This is a genomic window from Erythrobacter sp. WG, assembly GCF_026586795.1.
Classification (GTDB): domain Bacteria; phylum Pseudomonadota; class Alphaproteobacteria; order Sphingomonadales; family Sphingomonadaceae; genus Erythrobacter.
On sequence record NZ_JAPFGY010000003.1, the window covers coordinates 114,058 to 131,166 of the forward strand.

Consider the following 17,109-nt stretch of genomic DNA (forward strand, 5'->3'; position numbering starts at 1 on the left):
CATTTTGGCGGAGCGGCGGATGACTCGTCCTCTCGCCAGTGGTATCTTCGCTTCCAAAGGGGGGCGGCGATGGTCGGAGGGATTGTCGGCAAAAGAGCTTTTATCAAGGCGGGTGCGGCCCTTGCGGCGCTGGGCGGTTCGGCGGCAGCAGCGGGCCAGAGCCAGCGACTGTTCGGTCTCGACATCCCCGACGAACTCGCCAACCTTCTGCCGAGCAAGCCGCTGGAATATGCCCGTCTTGCCGAATCCGTCATCGCACTGGAACGCGAGGCCGAGCGCAAGCGCCTGCCGCCATCACCCCTGTCGCCGCGCAAGCTATCGCCGATCGATGCGCTTGACGAGGCCATCTATCAGACCGTCCTGCCGCGCCTCGTCGCCCTGATCGACCGTACCGAGGCTATCGATCCCGCGCTCGCCGACAAGGCGGGCGGGTTGCTCGCGCAGTTGCACCTGACGCAGCATGAACTGCCCGAAGCCTTGCGCCTCGCCGTGGCGCCGCCCCCCGCCGCCACCGATCGGCGCGGAATGCTGCGGCGGGCGTCGTTTCTGGCCGGGCAAGGGATTGCGGCCGACATCCCGACAATCTCGCAGGAAGTCGTGCAACCATTCCCGCAGGTGCCCACGCCTCCCGAGGCAGGCGACGATTCGGCACCTCAGTCCATGCCCGACACGCAACCCGATGCGCCGCTTAGCCGGGCCAGGTCCTTCGATCCTCTGCGCGAGGAGTATCGCCGCTTGTTCTCTCGCCTCACCGTGCGCGCGGAACGCGCCGAGGCGGCCGAATTCCACCTCGCCATGATCCGCAGATCGCGCAATCGTTATGAACGCACGAGCGCGCGCACCGGGGTGCCTTGGTTCTTCATCGCCGTCACCCACGCGCTCGAATCCAGCTTCAATTTCCGCGCTCACCTCCACAACGGCGATTTTCCTCTGTCAGCCCGCACACGGCAGGTGCCCGCCGGACGTCCGCTCACGTGGCTGCCGCCCTCGGACTGGGAATCGAGCGCTGTCGATGCGATGAAGCTCTTGGGCTTTTCCGGGCAGACCGACTGGAGCCTCGAGCGCACGCTCTACCGGCTCGAGGCCTATAATGGCTTCGGCTACCGGCAATTGGGCGTCCCGACACCCTATCTGTGGAGCTTCTCGCAGCATTATGATCGCGGCAAGTTTGTCGCCGATGGCAAGTTCAGTCGCACGGCGCGTTCGCAGCAATGCGGAGCGGCGGTGATGCTGTGGCTGCTCGATTCCGCAGGCGAGATCGATTGGAGCGGGGTTGTCTAACCCAGCTTCTCGCGCACCTCGGCCCGGATCTGATCGATGAGCCCGCGCTGGCATCGCCCTGATGCTTCCTCTTCGTCGAGCACCGCGAGGAACGCCGCTCGCTTGCCTTCGCGCAAGGCTTCGGGCGCAACGCCACCGTTGACGGTGGACGCCAGCAGGTCGATCATCCGTTCTGCTCCGTGGAGGCGGCCCCACAGGTAGTCGTTCTCGCGGTAGTCACGGCTGAAGAAGGCGCCGAAATTGTAGAACTCGATGCCCCGCAATGTCGCCGCCGTCCCGCCTTCGCGGATGCTGAGCGCATCGTCGGGGGAGATGCGGTCGATCTTGACCGGGTTGAACTCGTCCAGACCCTCGCGCCGCGACAGGGGGAGGGTGGCGACGTCGTAGAAGGGAAAGCCGAGGTAGGTGAGCAGCATCCGCCGCTTGAGCAGGCGCGGCATATCCTCGAGCGCGTCGATCAGCATCTCCTCGGCCTTGAGGTCGGTGGCCGGAAGCAGGCGCTGGGTCGCGAGGTGATCGAGCACCGCGCCCGGCATCTTCAGCGCATCGAGCGCCAGGATGGCGAAGCGCGGGGAGTTCCTCACATCCTCGTCGGCAGCATGGTAGAGCGCGAGGATCTGGTAGAGCCGGTCGCGCGCGCGGTCGCTGGCGTCTTCGGGAATGTCGGGATCGAGCTGCCAGTCGCGCGCGAGCTTGCGTGCGAGCAGTTCCAGGCGCCGGATGCGGAAGCCGGTGTCATGCGCGCGGAAGAAGGCGATCGCCTCGGGCGTCGCGCCGCCGCCCGCGTCCGTCAGGCGGGTGAGCCCGCGCATCTCGAGCTCGCGGCGCAGGGCATGGGCGAGAGGGGCGGGGTCGGCCATCGGCTGGCCTGCCGATTTGAGCGTCAGCGCGGCGAGCTGGTCGAGGATGCCCTCGAACTTGGTGAGCGCATAGGCGCCGAAGGCATAGCCCGCGCGCTCGGCCGCGGCCTGCTGCGCCTTCGCACGCCAGCCTGCAAGGCGCTTGGGCGTCGGGCGGTCGAGGAGGAAGGTGTAGCCGAACAGCTTTTCCACCGCGCGGTCGATATCGGGCTGCAATTCCATCACGATCCGCTTCAGCCGCCCGGCATCGCGCGATTGCTGGGCGATACGTTCGAGATCGTCGCGGATCGGCTGTTCGCGCGGGATGGTGGAGATCGCGCCGAAGATCGCGCCGAAGAAACCGACCTCGCGCGCGCGCATCGCCGGGGTGGGCGCGGCGCCCTCGGGCCGGGGGTCGAGGTAGACGAAGCGGCGGTCCACCTCGCGCTGCGCGGGGCGGCCGTAGAGCGCGGCGAGCGCGGCGCCGAAGGGGGCGCCCACCAGCACCGCCCCGTCGATCAGCGCGACCTCGCTGACCGTGCCGCGCGCGACATGGGCGGGCATGGTGCGCCGCAGGAACCCCTCGCGGGTCTCCCAGCAATGGCCGACCTCTTCGGCGAGGCGGTCGATCTCCGCGAGGGTGAGCGGCGGGAAGGCCCCCGGAAAGCTCGCCGTGGCGCGCGCGGCCAGCACCAGTTCGAGCGGATCGGCAAGCCTGCCGCCCTGCCGCCCCGAGCCCCCTTGGCCGATCCGCGCGCGGAAGGTGATCGGCAGGCGGTGTTCGCTCTCCTCGACCTGCGGCGGGGAATGGAGCCGCAGCGTCTCGGGGTGGCCGCGAAAGTCGGTGGCCGTGACCGCGAGATCGATCGGGTAGCCTTCGGGGAGCAGCGGGATGCCATCCCCCTCCTCCTCCATGCGGCCGAGCGCCTCGTAGAGCATCATCGCGAATTTCTCGCCCGAAAAAGGCGGGCTGAACCAGCGCCCGCGCACGAGGCGGGACACCTTGGCGCGCACCTCGGCACGGGTCTCCGGCGAGACGGTCGCGCTCACCGCGTTGCCCGGCCGCGAGAGGAACCATTCGGCGATCGGCTGCGCCCACAGCTTGGCGTAGCGCCACATGGGCTCGGCCTCCGGATCGGTCAGCGCCTCGGCATCGGCGTTTGTCAGCCACAGGTCGGTCAGCGGCTCGAGGCTGTGCCCGGCATGAATCGCCTGGGCGAGGAACACCGCGTTGATGCCTCCCGCGCTCGCCCCGGTCAGGATGTCGGGAAGCACTCGCAGGCGCAGGCCATGATCGCGCTCGATCTGGCCGAGGAAGTCGCGATACGCGGCGGCCGACCCGTCCAGAGACACGGCTGTGGGATGGTGGAAGGCGCGGCTCGCCCGGGCGAGGTGCCAGACCTCCTTGGTGATCCCGTGCATATAGACCGCAAGGCTGACCCCGCCGTAGCACACGAGAGCAAGGCGCAGTTCCTTTTGGCGCATGAGGCTGTCTAGCGGGGATGCGCGGCGCAATGCAATTGCGTTCGTCATCTGTTCTCTTTATGGCACGCACATATGGCAAAAACGAAGCGCCGCTATGTGTGCCAGGAATGCGGCTCGGTCTCGCACCGCTGGCAGGGTCAATGCGCCGATTGCGGGCAATGGAACACGCTGGTCGAGGACGTTCCGGCAACGGTGTTCTCGCAGAAGCACGACCTGTCGAGCGGCGGGCGGGCGGTAGCCTTCGAGCCGCTGAATGCGCCGACGCAGCTGCCGGTGCGGAAGTCCACCGGGCTCGCCGAGTTCGACCGCGCGCTGGGCGGCGGGCTGGTGCCGGGTTCGGCAGTGCTTTTGGGCGGCGATCCCGGGATCGGCAAGTCGACCCTGCTGCTCCAGACCGCGGCGACCATCGCGCGGGGTGGCAATGACGTCGTCTATGTCAGCGGCGAGGAGGCGGCCGGGCAGGTGCGCCTTCGCGCGAGCCGCATGGGGGTGGCCGACGCGCCGATCCGGCTCGCCTCGGAAACCTCGGTGCGCGACATCCTGACCACGCTGTCGATGGCGCCGCCCCCGGCGCTGCTGGTAATCGATTCGATCCAGACCATGCATTCCGACACCATCGAGGGCGCGCCGGGCACCGTCTCGCAGGTGCGCGGCTGCGCGCTGGAGCTGATCCGCTACGCCAAGGAGAGCGGCTGCGCGCTGGTGCTGGTCGGCCACGTCACCAAGGACGGCACCATCGCGGGGCCGCGCGTGCTCGAGCACATGGTGGATGTGGTGATGAGCTTCGAGGGCGAGCGCTCGCACCAGTACCGCATCCTGCGCGCGCTCAAGAACCGCTTCGGCGCGGTCGACGAGATCGGGGTCTTTGCCATGGCCAGCGAGGGGCTGGAGGAAGTCGCCAACCCTTCGCTGCTGTTCCTCTCCGGGCGCGAGACTCCGCTCGCCGGGAGCGCGGTGTTCCCGGCGCTCGAGGGCACGCGGCCGGTGCTCGTCGAGATCCAGGCGCTGATCGTGCGCCTGCAATCGGGCGCGACGCCGCGCCGGGCGGTCGTCGGCTGGGACTCCGGGCGCCTCGCGATGCTCCTCGCGGTGCTGGAATCGCGCTGCGGGCTCAACTTCTCCTCGGCGGAGGTCTATCTCAACATCGCCGGGGGCTACCGCCTGACCGATCCGGCCGCCGATCTCGCCGTGGCCGCCGCGCTGGTCTCCGCGCTCGCCGACCGGCCGCTGCCCGACAAGGCCGCGTGGTTCGGCGAGGTGAGCCTTGCGGGCGAGATCCGCCCCGTCGCCCACGCGCCGCTGCGGCTGCGCGAGGCGGCGAAGCTCGGCTTCGCGCGCTGCTATGGCCCGGCGGGCGCGGCGCAGGAAGGCGCCGGGGCCCAGTATCGCGGCCTCGGCGCGCTCGCGAACCTCGTTGACCAGGTGGTGGGCAGCGCATAATCGTTGCGCTGCACCATGGCGCTTCTCGACCTCATCATCGCGATCATCGTCATCATCGCCGCGATCGGCGGGTTCCTGCGCGGGCTGGTGCAGGAGGTGCTGAGCCTCGCCTCGTGGATCATGGCCGCACTGGCGATCCACTATCTCCACCCCGCACTGACCGATGGCCTGCGCGCCTTCTACCGGAGCGAACCCGGCGTCTCGCTGCTTGCCTTCGCGCTGCTGCTGCTCATTCCCTATGCGGCGATGAAGGTCATCATCGGCAATGTCAGCGGCGCGTCCGACGGCGCGGTGCTCGGGCCCATCGACCGGGTGCTCGGCTTCGGCTTCGGCGCGATCAAGGGCGCGCTGATCGCGGTCTTCGCCTTCGCCATGCTGGTCACCGGCATGGACGAGACCTGGGGCTATTACGGGCGCCCGGCCTGGATCAGCGGCGCGCGCACCTATGCCGCCGCCGACGCCTTCTCGCGCCAGCTCCTGCCGCAGATCGCGATCCGCCGCGACCGGCTGCGCAGCGAGGCCGAGGCGCGCGAGGCCGCGGCCGAGCGCGCCGCACGGCGCCGGCGGTGAGCGGCGCGGGCACGGCGAAGCTCTATTCGCCCGCGCTGCTCGGCCTTGCAACGGGCCTCGCTCGCTTCCCGCTGACCGGCGACCTGCCGCTCGCCGCCGAGGCGCGCTCGCGAAGCTGCGGCAGCACCATCGCGCTCGGCCTTGCCTTGGCGGAGGACGGGCGGATCGCCCGGATCGGGATGCGGGTCAGCGCCTGCGCGATCGGGCAGGCCTCCGCCGCCTTGCTCGCCGAGGGTAGCGAGGGGGCCGAACCTGACAGCATCCTCGCCACCGCCGATGCGCTCCAAGCCTGGCTGGCGGGGCAGGGGGAGCTGCCCGGCGGCTGGCCGGGGCTCGCGCCGCTAGCCCCCGCGCGCGCTCATCCCGGACGCCATGAGGCGCTGCTCATCCCGTGGAAGGCCGCGCGCGAGGCGCTTTCCCAAGCCGTGGGCAAGCGCTAGGGACGAGGTGCAAGAGGTCGCCAAGCGGCGACGAAGGGGATGCAAGGGATATGTTGGAAGCGCAGGCGCTCGGCAGCCGCGAGCCGAGCGACAAGGAAATCCGCCTGGTGATCGGCGCCTCGAGCGCGGGCACGATCTTCGAATGGTACGATTTCTTCATCTACGGCACGCTCGCCTACATCCTCAAGGACGCCTTCTACGCCACCGACAACGAGACGCTGGGCCTGCTGCTGGTCTGGTCAACCTTCGCTGTGGGCTTTGCCTTCCGGCCGATCGGAGCGGTGCTGTTCGGCTTCCTCGGCGACCGGCTGGGGCGCAAGTACACCTTCCTCGTTACCGTCACGCTGATGGGCATCGCGACGGCGGGGGTGGGCCTGATCCCGACGGTCGCGACGATCGGCATGGCGGCGCCGATCATCGTTATCCTGCTGCGCATCATCCAGGGCCTCGCGCTGGGCGGCGAATACGGCGGCGCGGCGATCTACGTCGCCGAGCACGCCCCCCCGGAAAAGCGCGGCTTCTACACGAGCTTCATCCAGGCAAGCGTGGCGGGCGGCTTTGTGCTGTCGATCATGGTGGTGATCGCCTGCCGCGCGCTGATCCCGGCCGAGGCCTTCGCCGCCTGGGGCTGGCGCGTGCCCTTCCTGCTTTCGCTGATCCTGCTCGGCATCTCGCTGTGGATGCGCCTCAAGCTTTCCGAAAGTCCGGTGTTCCAGGCGATGAAGGCCGCCGGCGAGACCTCGGGCAATCCCTTCATCGAAAGCTTCACCTATCCCGGCAACCCCAAGCGCATCTTCGTCGCGCTGTTCGGGATCGCCGGGGTGCTGACGACGATCTGGTACACCGCCTTCTTCTCGGGGATGAGCTTTCTGCGCGGGCCGATGCACGTCGATGATCTCACGGTCGAGCTCGTGCTGCTCGTCTCGGGGCTGATCGCGATGAGTTTCTACCTCCTTGTCGGCAAGTGGTCGGACCGGGTCGGGCGCAAGACCCCTATCATCGTCGGCGCGATCCTGACGCTGGCGCTGCTCTTCCCGCTGTTCTGGGCGCTGGGTCACTTCGCCAACCCCGGCCTTGCCGAGGCATCGCGGCGCGCGCCGGTGGCGGTGAGCGGCCCGGCCTGCCAGACCGATCCCTTCGCCGAAATGTTCAAGCGCGAGCAGACGGACTGCGGCAAGATCCTCGAGACGCTGACGGCGGCCGGGGTGACCTACACGCTCACCCCCGCCGAGACGCTGAGCGTGACCGCCGGCGGGCAGCCGATCGCCATCTCGCCCGAATGGCTGACCGACGGTGCGGCGCGCAAGCAGGGCTTGCAGGACGCGCTGGCGGTGCACGGCTTCGATTTTTCCAAGCAGCAGCCCCCGCTGATCGGCATCCTCGGGATCATCGCGGTTCTGCTGGGCCTCGGGATGCTCTCGGCGCTGACCTATGGTTCGGTCGCGGCGCTGTTGTCGGAGATGTTCCCGCCGCGCATCCGCTATTCCTCGATGTCGATCCCCTATCATATCGGGGCGGGCTACCTCGGCGGATTCCTGCCGCTCATCGCCGGGGTGATCGTCGCGCGGACCGGCGATATCTATGCGGGCCTGTGGTACACCTGGGCCGTGGTCGCCTTCGGGCTGCTTGTCGCATGGTGGGGTATTCCCGGTGGGCCGCCGCGAGACTTTGTGGATGATTGACAGCTATTTGCCGCGGATGGCCCCGCAATCGGACCCTCACCTGCCCGCATCCACCTTGCGCCTGAACGTCGACAGGGACGCGCTGGCGGCCAACTGGCGCAGCCTTAACGCGCTCTCCGGATCGGCGCGGGCCGGCGCGGCGGTCAAGGCGGACGCCTACGGGCTCGGCGTCGACACCTGCGTGCCGGTGCTCCGCGATGCGGGGTGCGAGACCTTCTTCGTCGCTCACTGGGGCGAGGTCGCCGCGGTCGCCGTCCACGTTGCGGGCGGGCAGATCGCGGTACTTCATGGCCCCCTCAGCGAGGCCGACTGCGCCTTTGCCCGCGCCACGGGAGCCATCCCGGTGATAAACTCGCTGGAGCAGGCGGGCGTGTGGACTGCGACTGGCGGGGGGCCCTGCCACCTGATGGTCGACACCGGCATCAACCGCCTCGGCGTGGCGCTCTGTGAACTCGGCGATCCCGCGATCGCCGCGCTCCGTGTCGACCTGCTCATGAGTCACCTTGCCAGCGCCGACGAGACGACGGCGATGAACCGGATGCAGGCCGAACTGCTGGGCGAGGCGGCGCAGCAAGTGCCCCACCGTCGCCTCAGCCTCGCCAACAGCGCCGGCATCGCGCTGGGTGCGGCCTTCGCCTTCGACATGACCCGTCCCGGCCTCGCGCTTTATGGCGGCGTCCCGCGTGCGGAACTCGCCGAAGCGATCCGCCCGGTCGCCATGATCGCGGCGCAGCTGCTGCAATGCCGCAACATCGCGCCAGGCGAGGGTGTGGGGTACAATGCGACCTTCATCGCGCCCACCCATATGCGCGTCGGCACGGTATCGATCGGCTATGCCGACGGGTTCCTGCGCCAGCGCGGGCCCGGGAATGCCTTCCACCACGAGGGCCGCCGCCTGCCGATCCTCGGCAAGGTGTCGATGGATATGGTGGTCGTCGACCTCGGCGAAGCGCCGGACCTGCGCGCGGGTGACTGGCTCGGCGTACCGTGGAACCCCGCCGATGCAGCGCAGCAATCGGGCCTTTCGCCCTATGAGATGCTGACCGTCATCGGCACTCGTCTGCGCCGTACCGCGGCGTTATGACGAGCGCTTGTTGCGCTGCAATGTGTGCGGGTGCTAAGACCTCGCGATGCGCAACAAGAGGGTCGAATAAGCACCATGGCTGGCAGGACGAAAGCAGCATCGGCTGAGGGCGAGGCCATCACCATCAAGAAGTACGCCAACCGGCGGCTCTACAACACCGCCTCCTCCAGCTACATCACGCTCGAGGATCTTGCCCGCATGGTGCGCGAGAACGTCGAGTTTCAGGTGCTCGACGCCAAGACCGGCGACGACATCACCCATTCGATACTCACCCAGATCATCATGGACGAGGAGGCCAACGGCAGCCAGCAGATGCTCCCGGTGAGCTTCCTCAGGCAGCTGATCGGGATGTACGGCAATTCGATGCAGGCGATGATGCCTTCCTATCTCGAGGCGAGCATGGCCCATTTCCGCGACAACCAGACGAAGATCCGCGAAGCCTTCGAGAAGGGCATCAGCGCGACGCCCTTCGCCGCGATCCACGAGACCAACATGGCGATGATGCGCGCCGCGGCCGACGTGTTCATGCCGGGGCTGGGCAAGGGCAAGGCCAAGCCCGCAGCGCCATCGGCGGCTCCGGAAAGCCGCGACGAGATCGCGGCGCTGCGCGAGCAGATGGCCGCCATGCAAAAGAAGCTGGACGACTTGAGCAAATAACGGGAAAGGCGGCGCGCTCGCGGCGCAGGGCCGCAACCGTGTCAGCAGGAAGAATACCCCGTGTCCCAGATCCGCCACGCGCTCACCGTCAAGCGCGAAGACGATTTCGCCAAGTGGTACCAGGAGGTTATCTCCGCCGCCGACCTCGCCGAGGAATCGGGGGTGCGCGGCTGCATGGTGATCAAGCCGTGGGGCTACGGGATCTGGGAGCGCATCCAGCGGTTGATGGACGACCGGATCAAGGCGGCAGGCGTGCAGAACTGCTACTTCCCGCTGTTCATCCCGCTCGCCAATTTCACCCGCGAGGCCGAACATGTCGAGGGCTTCGCCAAGGAAATGGCGGTCGTCACCCACCACCGGTTGATCGCGGATGGCAAGGGCGGGCTGATCCCCGATCCCGAGGCGAAGCTGGAAGAACCGCTGGTCGTCCGCCCGACCTCCGAGACGATCATCGGCGATGCGATGGCGCGCTGGGTGCAGTCGTGGCGTGACCTGCCGCTGCTCACCAACCAGTGGGCCAACGTCGTGCGCTGGGAAATGCGCACGCGGATGTTCCTGCGCACCAGCGAATTCCTCTGGCAGGAAGGCCACACCGCGCACGAGACCCGCGAGGACGCGCTCGCCGAAACCCACCGCGCGCTGGAAATGTACCGCGCCTGCGCCGAGGATGACCTCGCGCTGCCCGTGATCGCGGGCGAGAAGCCGGAGAACGAGCGTTTCCCCGGTGCGGTCGAGACCTGGTCGATCGAAGCGATGATGCAGGACGGCAAGGCATTGCAGGCGGGCACTTCGCACTATCTCGGCACCAACTTCGCGCATGCGGCGGGCATCCAGTTCCAGGACCGCGAGGGCAGCCAGCAATTTTGCCACACCACCAGCTGGGGCGTCTCGACGCGGCTGATCGGCGGGGTCATCATGACCCACGGCGATGACGACGGCTTGCGCGTGCCCCCGGCCATCGCCCCCCAGCAGATCGTCATCATCCCGATGCTGCGCGAGGCCCCGGGAGACGCGGAGCTCCTCGCATATTGCGAAGAGGTGCGCGGCGCGCTGGCGAAGGCGCACGCGCTCGGGGAGCGCGTGCGCGTGTTGCTCGACACCAAGCCGGGCAAGGCCGCCGCCAAGCGCTGGGACTGGGTGCGCAAGGGCGCGCCGATCATCATCGAGGTCGGCCCGCGCGACATGGGCGAGGGCAAGATCGCCGTGCTGCGCCGCGACCAGCTGTGGAACGCGGCCAACGGCAAACCCGCCTTCACATATCCCAAGCACGCCGATTTCGTCGCCGAAGCGGGCGCGGTTCTCGAAGCGATCCAGCAGAGCCTGTATGACGAAGCCAAGGCGCGCCGCGATGCCAACATCACCCGCGGTGTGACCGATTGGCAGCTGGTGGTCGATCACTTCGAGAAGGGCGGGAAGTATCCGGGCTGGGTTGAGGTCGAGTGGTCAAAGCCTACGGGTGACGCGCTGGAAAAGGTGGTCGAGAAGCTGAAGGCGGTGAAGCTCACCATCCGCAACGTGCCGCGTGGCGCGGAGCCCGCCACAGGCGCCTGCATCTTCACCGGCGCGCCTGCGACCGAGCGCATTCTGGTGGCGCGGGCTTACTAACGCCCATATCGCCACCCCCGCGCAGGCGGGGATCCAGCTCCCTCGCGAAGCAAGCTGGATCCCCGCCTGCGCGGGGATGACGAGGGTTGTGTTTGCGAGGCCCGAACGCGACAAGACTGGCATGCGCAGATTCATCCTCCTCGCCGCCCTCGCAGCGACGCCCCTTGCGGCCCAAACCCACCCCGCTGACAATGTCTCTGCCGAACGGCTGGAGCAGGACGTCGAAACCCTCGTCAGCTTCGGCACGCGCCACACGCTGTCCTCGCAGACTGACCCGAAGCGCGGGATCGGCGCGGCGGTCGATTGGGGGTTGGCGGAGTTCAAGCGGATCGGCGCGAAGTGCGGCGGTTGCCTCGAGGTGCTCCCGGTGGGCGAGACCATCACCGGCCCGCGCGTGCCGACCCCGACGCTGGTGCGCAATGCTGTCGCCATCCAGCGCGGGAGCGAGCGGCCGAACGAAGTCGTGATCGTGCAGGGCCACATCGACAGCCGCGTGACCGACGTGATGGACGCGGTCTCCGATGCCCCCGGCGCCAATGACGATGGCTCTGGCACCGCATTGGTGCTGGAAGCCGCGCGGGTGCTCTCCGGCCAAGAATATCCCACCACGATCATCTACGCCCTGCTCTCGGGCGAGGAGCAGGGGCTTCACGGCGGGCAGATTCTGGCGAGTTGGGCCGAGCGCCAAGGCTTTACGGTCAAGGCTGTGCTCAACAACGACATCGTCGGCAATTCCTGCGGGTCCGACGGCTATTGCGAGCCCAAGCTTGTGCGCGTCTTCTCCGAAGGCCCGCGCGCCGATCTCACCGACCGCCTGCGCGCCGCCGCCACCCGCTTCGGCGGCGAGAACGACACGCCGAGCCGCAACCTCTCGCGCTGGGTGGCGGGGCTGGCGGAAAAGCACCCGGACGGCCTGCAAGTCCGCCAGATCTGGCGCACCGACCGCATGGGGCGCGGCGGGGATCAGGTGCCGTTCCTCCAGAAGGGCTACCCCGCGATCCGCTTCTCGGTGGGGGTCGAGGATTACGACCACCAGCACCAGGATGTCCGCACCGAGAACGGAGTATTCTACGGCGATACGATCGAGGAGATGGATTTCGCCTATCTTGCCGGGGTGACCAAGCTCAATGTGCGCGCATTGGATGCGCTCGCCCGCGCGCCGATGCCGCCCAGGGTGAGCGTTGATGCCGCGGTCAGGGTGGATACCGCGCTCACCTGGCAGACGGTGGCGGCCGAGAGCTACAAGATCCATATCCGCCGACCGGATGAACCTTACTGGAGAGCCGATAATCGGACGGAGAGCTGGAACGGATCGTCGATGGAGGAGATCGCAGGCGCGGGCGCGGGTGAACTGGGCGTGGTGATCCCGCTGCGCGGCGATGACTGGATCTTCGGCGTCTCTGCCTGTGCGGGCGCGTGGTGCTCGCCCGTTTCCAGCGCGGTCCCCGGCGGGGCGTTTGCGCCGGTGGCGAAAGATTGAGCCCCGTTCGCCTCGAGCAAAGTCGAGAGGCCGCTCAGCGCAAGGTATCTCGACTGCGCTCGACACGAACGGGTCGGGGGAATAGGGTCGACCTATGCCAAAACCCCCCAAGCTCCCCCAGGGGATGCCGACGCGCCAGCAGGTGCTCGACTTCATCCAGTCCTCCGACATTCCCGCCGGCAAGCGTGAGATCGCCAAGGCTTTCGGGCTGAAGGGGCAAGAGAAAATCAAGCTCAAGGCCCTGCTCAAGGACATGGCCGAGGAGGGCCTGATCGACGGGAAGAAGAGCGCCTATCACCGCATGGGCGGGGTGCCGAAGGTGACGACGCTCCGGATCGTCGATGTCGATGATGGCGAGTTGATCGCCGAGCCCGACAATTGGGACCCCGAGGCCCCCGGCAAGCCGCCGCGCCTGATCGTGCGCGAGCCGAAGGTGCGTGGCGCCAAGCGTCCCCCGGCACTCAAGCGCGGCGACCGTATCCTCGCCCGCACCGAGGAAACCGAGCGCGGGTGGATCGCACATCCGATGAAGAAGCTCCCGGCGCGGACTGAGGGCCTGATGGGGATTGTCGAGATCGACAAGACCGGCAAGGCATGGCTCGCGCCGGTCGACAAGCGGGTGCGCCAGTCCTCGCCGATTGCCGATCTGGGCGCGGCGGAGGAAGGCCAGCTGGTGATCGCCGAGCGGGTGGGGCGCTCCGAACGCGCGGGCGTGAAGGTGATCGAGGTGGTGGGCGATCCGCTCGCGCCGCGCAGCTTCAGCCTGATCGCCATCGCCAAGCACGGCATCCCGCACATCTTCCCCGAGGAGGTGCTGGAAGAAGCCCCGCGCGCCGCCAAGCTGAAGCTGTCCGAGAAGACGCGCGAGGATCTGCGGCACCTGCCCATCGTCGCCATCGACCCTGCCGACGCCCGCGATCACGATGACGCGATCTGGGCCGAGCCCGACGGGCAGGGCGGGTTCAACGCGCTGGTCGCCATTGCCGATGTCAGCTTCTACGTGCGCCCCGGCTCCGCGCTCGACCGCGAGGCGAGGAAGCGCGGCAACTCGGTCTACTTCCCCGACCGCGTCGTGCCGATGCTGCCCGAGGTGCTGAGCGCAGACGTCTGCTCGCTCAAGGAGGGCGAGGACCGGGCGGCGATGGCCTGCCACCTGCACATCAATGCCGACGGCAAGGTGAGCAGTTTCCGCTTCACCCGCGCGCTGGTGCGGATCGCCCGCAATATCGCCTATGAGGATGCGCAGGCGATTGTGAACAGTAAGCCCCTTCCCTCGGGGGGAGGGGTTGGGGATGGGGGTTCCGCGAGTGATATGTCGAACACCCACCCCCCGACCCCCTCCCTCAAGGGAGGGGGAGATGATGTTCGGCAGATACTCCAGAACCTCTGGGCCGCGTGGCGCGCGCTCGCCGCCGCGCGCGATGCCCGCGATCCGCTCGAGCTCGAACTGCCCGAACGCCGCGTGGTGCTCGACGAGCAGGGCCGCATCGCTTCCATCGCGATCCGCGAACGCCTCGATGCGCACCGCGTGGTCGAGGACTTCATGATCGCAGCCAACGTCGCGGCGGCCAAGGCACTGGAAGCGAAAACCGCGCCGGTGGTCTATCGCATCCACGAGCCGCCGAGCCGCGAGAAGCTCATCGCGCTGCGCGATTACCTCGCCACGATGGGCAAGAAGCTCGCCCTTGGCCAGGTGGTGACGCCCGGCCTGTTCAACCGGATGCTCAAGGACATTTCCGACGAGGCCGAGAAGGCGCTTGTCATGGAGGCGGTGCTCAGAAGCCAGACGCAGGCCTATTACGGCCCCGCCAATGCCGGGCACTTCGGCCTCAGCCTGGGCAGCTACGCCCATTTCACCTCGCCGATCCGCCGCTATTCCGACCTTCTGGTGCACCGCGCGCTGGTCGATGCCTACAAGCTCGAACAGCCCGCGCCTCCCGGCTCGATCCCGGCAACCAGCGGCCTCTCCGACCGCGACAGGGCTAGCCTGGAACAGGTCTCGGACGCGATCAGCCAGACCGAACGCCGCGCCATGGAGGCCGAGCGCGACACCATCGACCGCTACGTCGCCGCCTGGCTTTTAGGCCGCGTCGGCGAGGTGTTCGATACGCGGATCACCGGGGTGCAGAGCTTCGGCTTCTTCGCCACCATTACCGGCCTCGGCGGCGACGGGTTGGTGCCGATCTCCACCCTGGGCAGTGAGTACTTCCGCCACGACGAGGCGGCGAAGGCGCTGGTCGGCACCGACAGCGGGACGACCTACGCGACCGGCGACCGGCTGAAGCTGCGGTTGGCCGAGGCCAATGCGTTGACCGGCTCGCTCAAGTTCGTGCTCCCCGATGCGGACAGCGGCGCCATCGAGCCGCGCGGCGCGAGGCCGGACGAGCGGCGCCGCTCCTCCGGCGGGCCGCCGAAGAAAGCCGGCAAGTTCATGGTCGGCAAACGCGGGCGGCCGGGCAACATCCGTCATCAGGGGCGCAAGAAGTAATCCTGCGAGATCAGGCGCCGTGGTCGGCCTTGGCCTCGTCGTAATCAGCCGGGACGATATAGAGCGGGCAGGGCAACGATCCTGCCGCCGCCGAGAAATGCGTCACCAGCGGCCCCGGCGTCGTCCCCTTGGCCGCTCCGAGCACCAGGGCGGCGACTTCCGAATGCTCGGCGAGAAACTCGCTGACGATCTTCTGGCCGGAGCCGATCTTGACCGAGATGGTCGGCATGATCCCGCTCTCCGCCAGCAGGTTCCCCGCCACCCCGTGGGCGAGCATCTCGGCCCGGTCGCGGGCCTCGGCCTCGATGGTTGCCTGCACCGCGCCGAAGGCCGAGAAATTCTGCTGCCCCACGAGCGCGAGCAGGTGCACCGCGCCCCCCACCGCCGCCGCGCGCCTCGCGGCATAGCGCAGCGCGGCGGTCGCTTCCTCGCTCTCGTCGATGATGACCAGGAATGTGCGCATATCGGGGCCCCTGTGGAGGCGAGGGTATCAATGCATTCGTATGGATTGGCAAGTCCTTCGGGCTCTGACCCCTTGCCCGGACCGGGGGAATTGGCCAGAGACCCGGGCAGGATCGATTACGGGAGTATCAGCGGATCATGGCCCTCGACATCAAGATGCCGGCTCTGTCGCCCACCATGGAGGAGGGCACCCTGGCCCGCTGGCTGGTGAAGGTCGGCGATACGGTCGCCTCGGGCGACGTGATGGCCGAGATCGAGACCGATAAGGCGACCATGGAGTTCGAGGCGGTCGACGAGGGCGTGATCGCGGAGATCCTTGTCGAGGAGGGTACCGAGGGCGTGAAGGTCGGCGCGGTGATCGCGCGGCTGACGGTCGAGGGTGAGGAGACCGCCAGCGCACCGGCTCCGGCGCCCGCCGAAGCGCCTGCACCCGCGCCCGCGCCGGCAGCGAGCGCGCCAGAGGCCTCCCCGACGAAGGATGCTCCTGCCGCCACGCCGCTTGCCAAAAGGCTTGCCGAGCAGAACGGGATCGCGCTGGACAGCCTCACCGGCAGCGGGCCCGGGGGCAAGATCGCCAAGCAGGACGTCGAGGCCGCGATGGCCGGTGGCGGCACGGCGGCGGCGAGCGCCGCTTCGGGCGATCGCATCATCGCCTCGCCGCTCGCCAAGCGCATCGCCGGCGAGAAGGGCATCGACCTTGCGCAGGTGAAGGGCAGCGGCCCCAATGGCCGGATCGTCAAGGACGACATCGACAACTTCACCCCTGCGCCAGCTGCCTCCGCGCCCGCGCCAGCACCCGCTGCGTCGCCTTCGCCCGCAGCCGATGCGCCCGCAGCAGCCCCTGCGCCCGCTCCGGCCCCGGCGATCGAGGGCGGGGCGCCCTTCACCGACGAGAAGCTTTCGGGCGTGCGCAAGGTCATCGCCCGCCGCCTGACCGAAAGCAAGCAGACCGTTCCGCACTTCTATCTCACCATCGACATCCGGCTCGATCCGCTGCTCAAACTGCGCGCGGAACTGAACAAGTCGCTGGAGCCCGACGGGGTGAAGCTGTCGGTCAACGACCTGCTCATCAAGGCGCTCGCCCGCGCGCTGATGCGGGTGCCGCAGTGCAATGTCAGCTACCAGGGCGACACGCTGCGCCGCTACGAGCGCGCCGACATTTCGGTGGCGGTCGCTGCGCCCTCGGGCCTCATTACGCCCGTCATCACCCGCGCCGACACAAAGGGTCTTGCCGCAATCTCGACCGAGATGAAGACGCTCGCCGGCAAGGCGCGCGACGGCAAGCTGATGCCGCACGAATACCAGGGCGGCACGGCGAGCCTCTCCAATCTCGGCATGTACGGGATCAAGCAGTTCGACGCGGTGATCAACCCGCCGCAGGGCATGATCCTTGCGGTCGGCGCGGGCCAGCAGCAGCCCTATGTGGTGAACGGCGCGATCGAGGTGGCGACGGTGCTCCACGCTTCGGGAAGCTTCGATCACCGCGCCATCGACGGCGCCGACGGCGCGCAGCTGATGGAAGCGATCAAGCAGCTGGTCGAGAACCCCATGGGGCTGGTGGTCTAGGCCGCCGCCCACCTCCCTTTCCTCCCCAAG

General features: G+C 68.3%; 13 protein-coding genes. 11 read left to right on the plus strand and 2 right to left on the minus strand.

Going from position 1 to position 17,109, the window contains the following annotated elements; translation table 11 throughout:
- Positions 1-69: 69 nt before the first annotated feature.
- Complete coding sequence (locus tag OPU67_RS02655; RefSeq protein WP_267617367.1) at positions 70-1,281, plus strand: hypothetical protein; 1,212 nt, start codon at positions 70-72, stop codon at positions 1,279-1,281.
- Here the strand turns inward: OPU67_RS02655 and OPU67_RS02660 are convergent.
- The gene (locus tag OPU67_RS02660; protein WP_267617368.1) at positions 1,278-3,605 is read right to left on the minus strand and encodes a patatin-like protein; all 2,328 of its coding nucleotides are present in this window, start codon (positions 3,603-3,605) and stop codon (positions 1,278-1,280) included. The two genes, OPU67_RS02655 and OPU67_RS02660, sit on opposite strands and share 4 nt — an antisense overlap.
- 72 nt (positions 3,606-3,677) lie before the next feature.
- On the opposite strand from OPU67_RS02660, the gene radA reads away from it, so the two are divergent.
- From radA to OPU67_RS02705, 9 genes are all read left to right on the plus strand, one after another.
- Complete coding sequence (radA, locus tag OPU67_RS02665; protein WP_267617370.1) at positions 3,678-5,045, plus strand: DNA repair protein RadA; 1,368 nt, start codon at positions 3,678-3,680, stop codon at positions 5,043-5,045.
- Positions 5,046-5,060: 15 nt separating this feature from the next.
- Positions 5,061-5,615, plus strand: a complete 555-nt coding sequence (locus OPU67_RS02670) for a CvpA family protein (protein WP_267617372.1) — start codon at positions 5,061-5,063, stop codon at positions 5,613-5,615.
- Positions 5,612-6,055, plus strand: a complete 444-nt coding sequence (locus tag OPU67_RS02675) for an iron-sulfur cluster assembly scaffold protein (protein ID WP_267617374.1) — start codon at positions 5,612-5,614, stop codon at positions 6,053-6,055. Before OPU67_RS02670 ends, OPU67_RS02675 begins: the two co-directional genes overlap by 4 nt.
- A gap of 50 nt (positions 6,056-6,105) precedes the next feature.
- Entirely contained in the window at positions 6,106-7,737 is a 1,632-nt protein-coding gene (locus tag OPU67_RS02680) for an MFS transporter (protein WP_267617375.1), read from the plus strand.
- On the plus strand, positions 7,730-8,821 hold the full coding sequence (alr, locus tag OPU67_RS02685; RefSeq protein ID WP_267617376.1) for an alanine racemase: 1,092 nt from the start codon (positions 7,730-7,732) through the stop codon (positions 8,819-8,821). Before OPU67_RS02680 ends, alr begins: the two co-directional genes overlap by 8 nt.
- 75 nt (positions 8,822-8,896) lie before the next feature.
- Positions 8,897-9,478 carry a polyhydroxyalkanoate synthesis repressor PhaR gene (gene phaR, locus OPU67_RS02690; RefSeq protein ID WP_267617378.1) on the plus strand — a complete coding sequence of 194 codons (582 nt, stop codon included), beginning with the start codon at positions 8,897-8,899 and terminating at the stop codon, positions 9,476-9,478.
- Positions 9,479-9,538: 60 nt separating this feature from the next.
- Positions 9,539-11,083, plus strand: a complete 1,545-nt coding sequence (gene proS, locus OPU67_RS02695; RefSeq protein ID WP_267617379.1) for a proline--tRNA ligase — start codon at positions 9,539-9,541, stop codon at positions 11,081-11,083.
- A gap of 121 nt (positions 11,084-11,204) precedes the next feature.
- Entirely contained in the window at positions 11,205-12,563 is a 1,359-nt protein-coding gene (locus OPU67_RS02700) for a M28 family peptidase (RefSeq protein ID WP_267617381.1), read from the plus strand.
- 94 nt (positions 12,564-12,657) lie between these two features.
- Positions 12,658-15,051: a ribonuclease R family protein gene (locus OPU67_RS02705; protein WP_267617383.1), complete on the plus strand. Its 2,394-nt coding sequence runs from the start codon at positions 12,658-12,660 to the stop codon at positions 15,049-15,051.
- Positions 15,052-15,061: 10 nt separating this feature from the next.
- On the opposite strand, the gene OPU67_RS02710 is transcribed toward OPU67_RS02705, so the two are convergent.
- Positions 15,062-15,514, minus strand: a complete 453-nt coding sequence (locus tag OPU67_RS02710) for a universal stress protein (RefSeq protein WP_267617385.1) — start codon at positions 15,512-15,514, stop codon at positions 15,062-15,064.
- Between the two features lie 137 nt (positions 15,515-15,651).
- On the opposite strand from OPU67_RS02710, the gene OPU67_RS02715 reads away from it, so the two are divergent.
- Positions 15,652-17,079 carry a 2-oxo acid dehydrogenase subunit E2 gene (locus OPU67_RS02715; RefSeq protein WP_267617387.1) on the plus strand — a complete coding sequence of 476 codons (1,428 nt, stop codon included), beginning with the start codon at positions 15,652-15,654 and terminating at the stop codon, positions 17,077-17,079.
- The last annotated feature ends 30 nt before the right edge of the window (positions 17,080-17,109 follow it).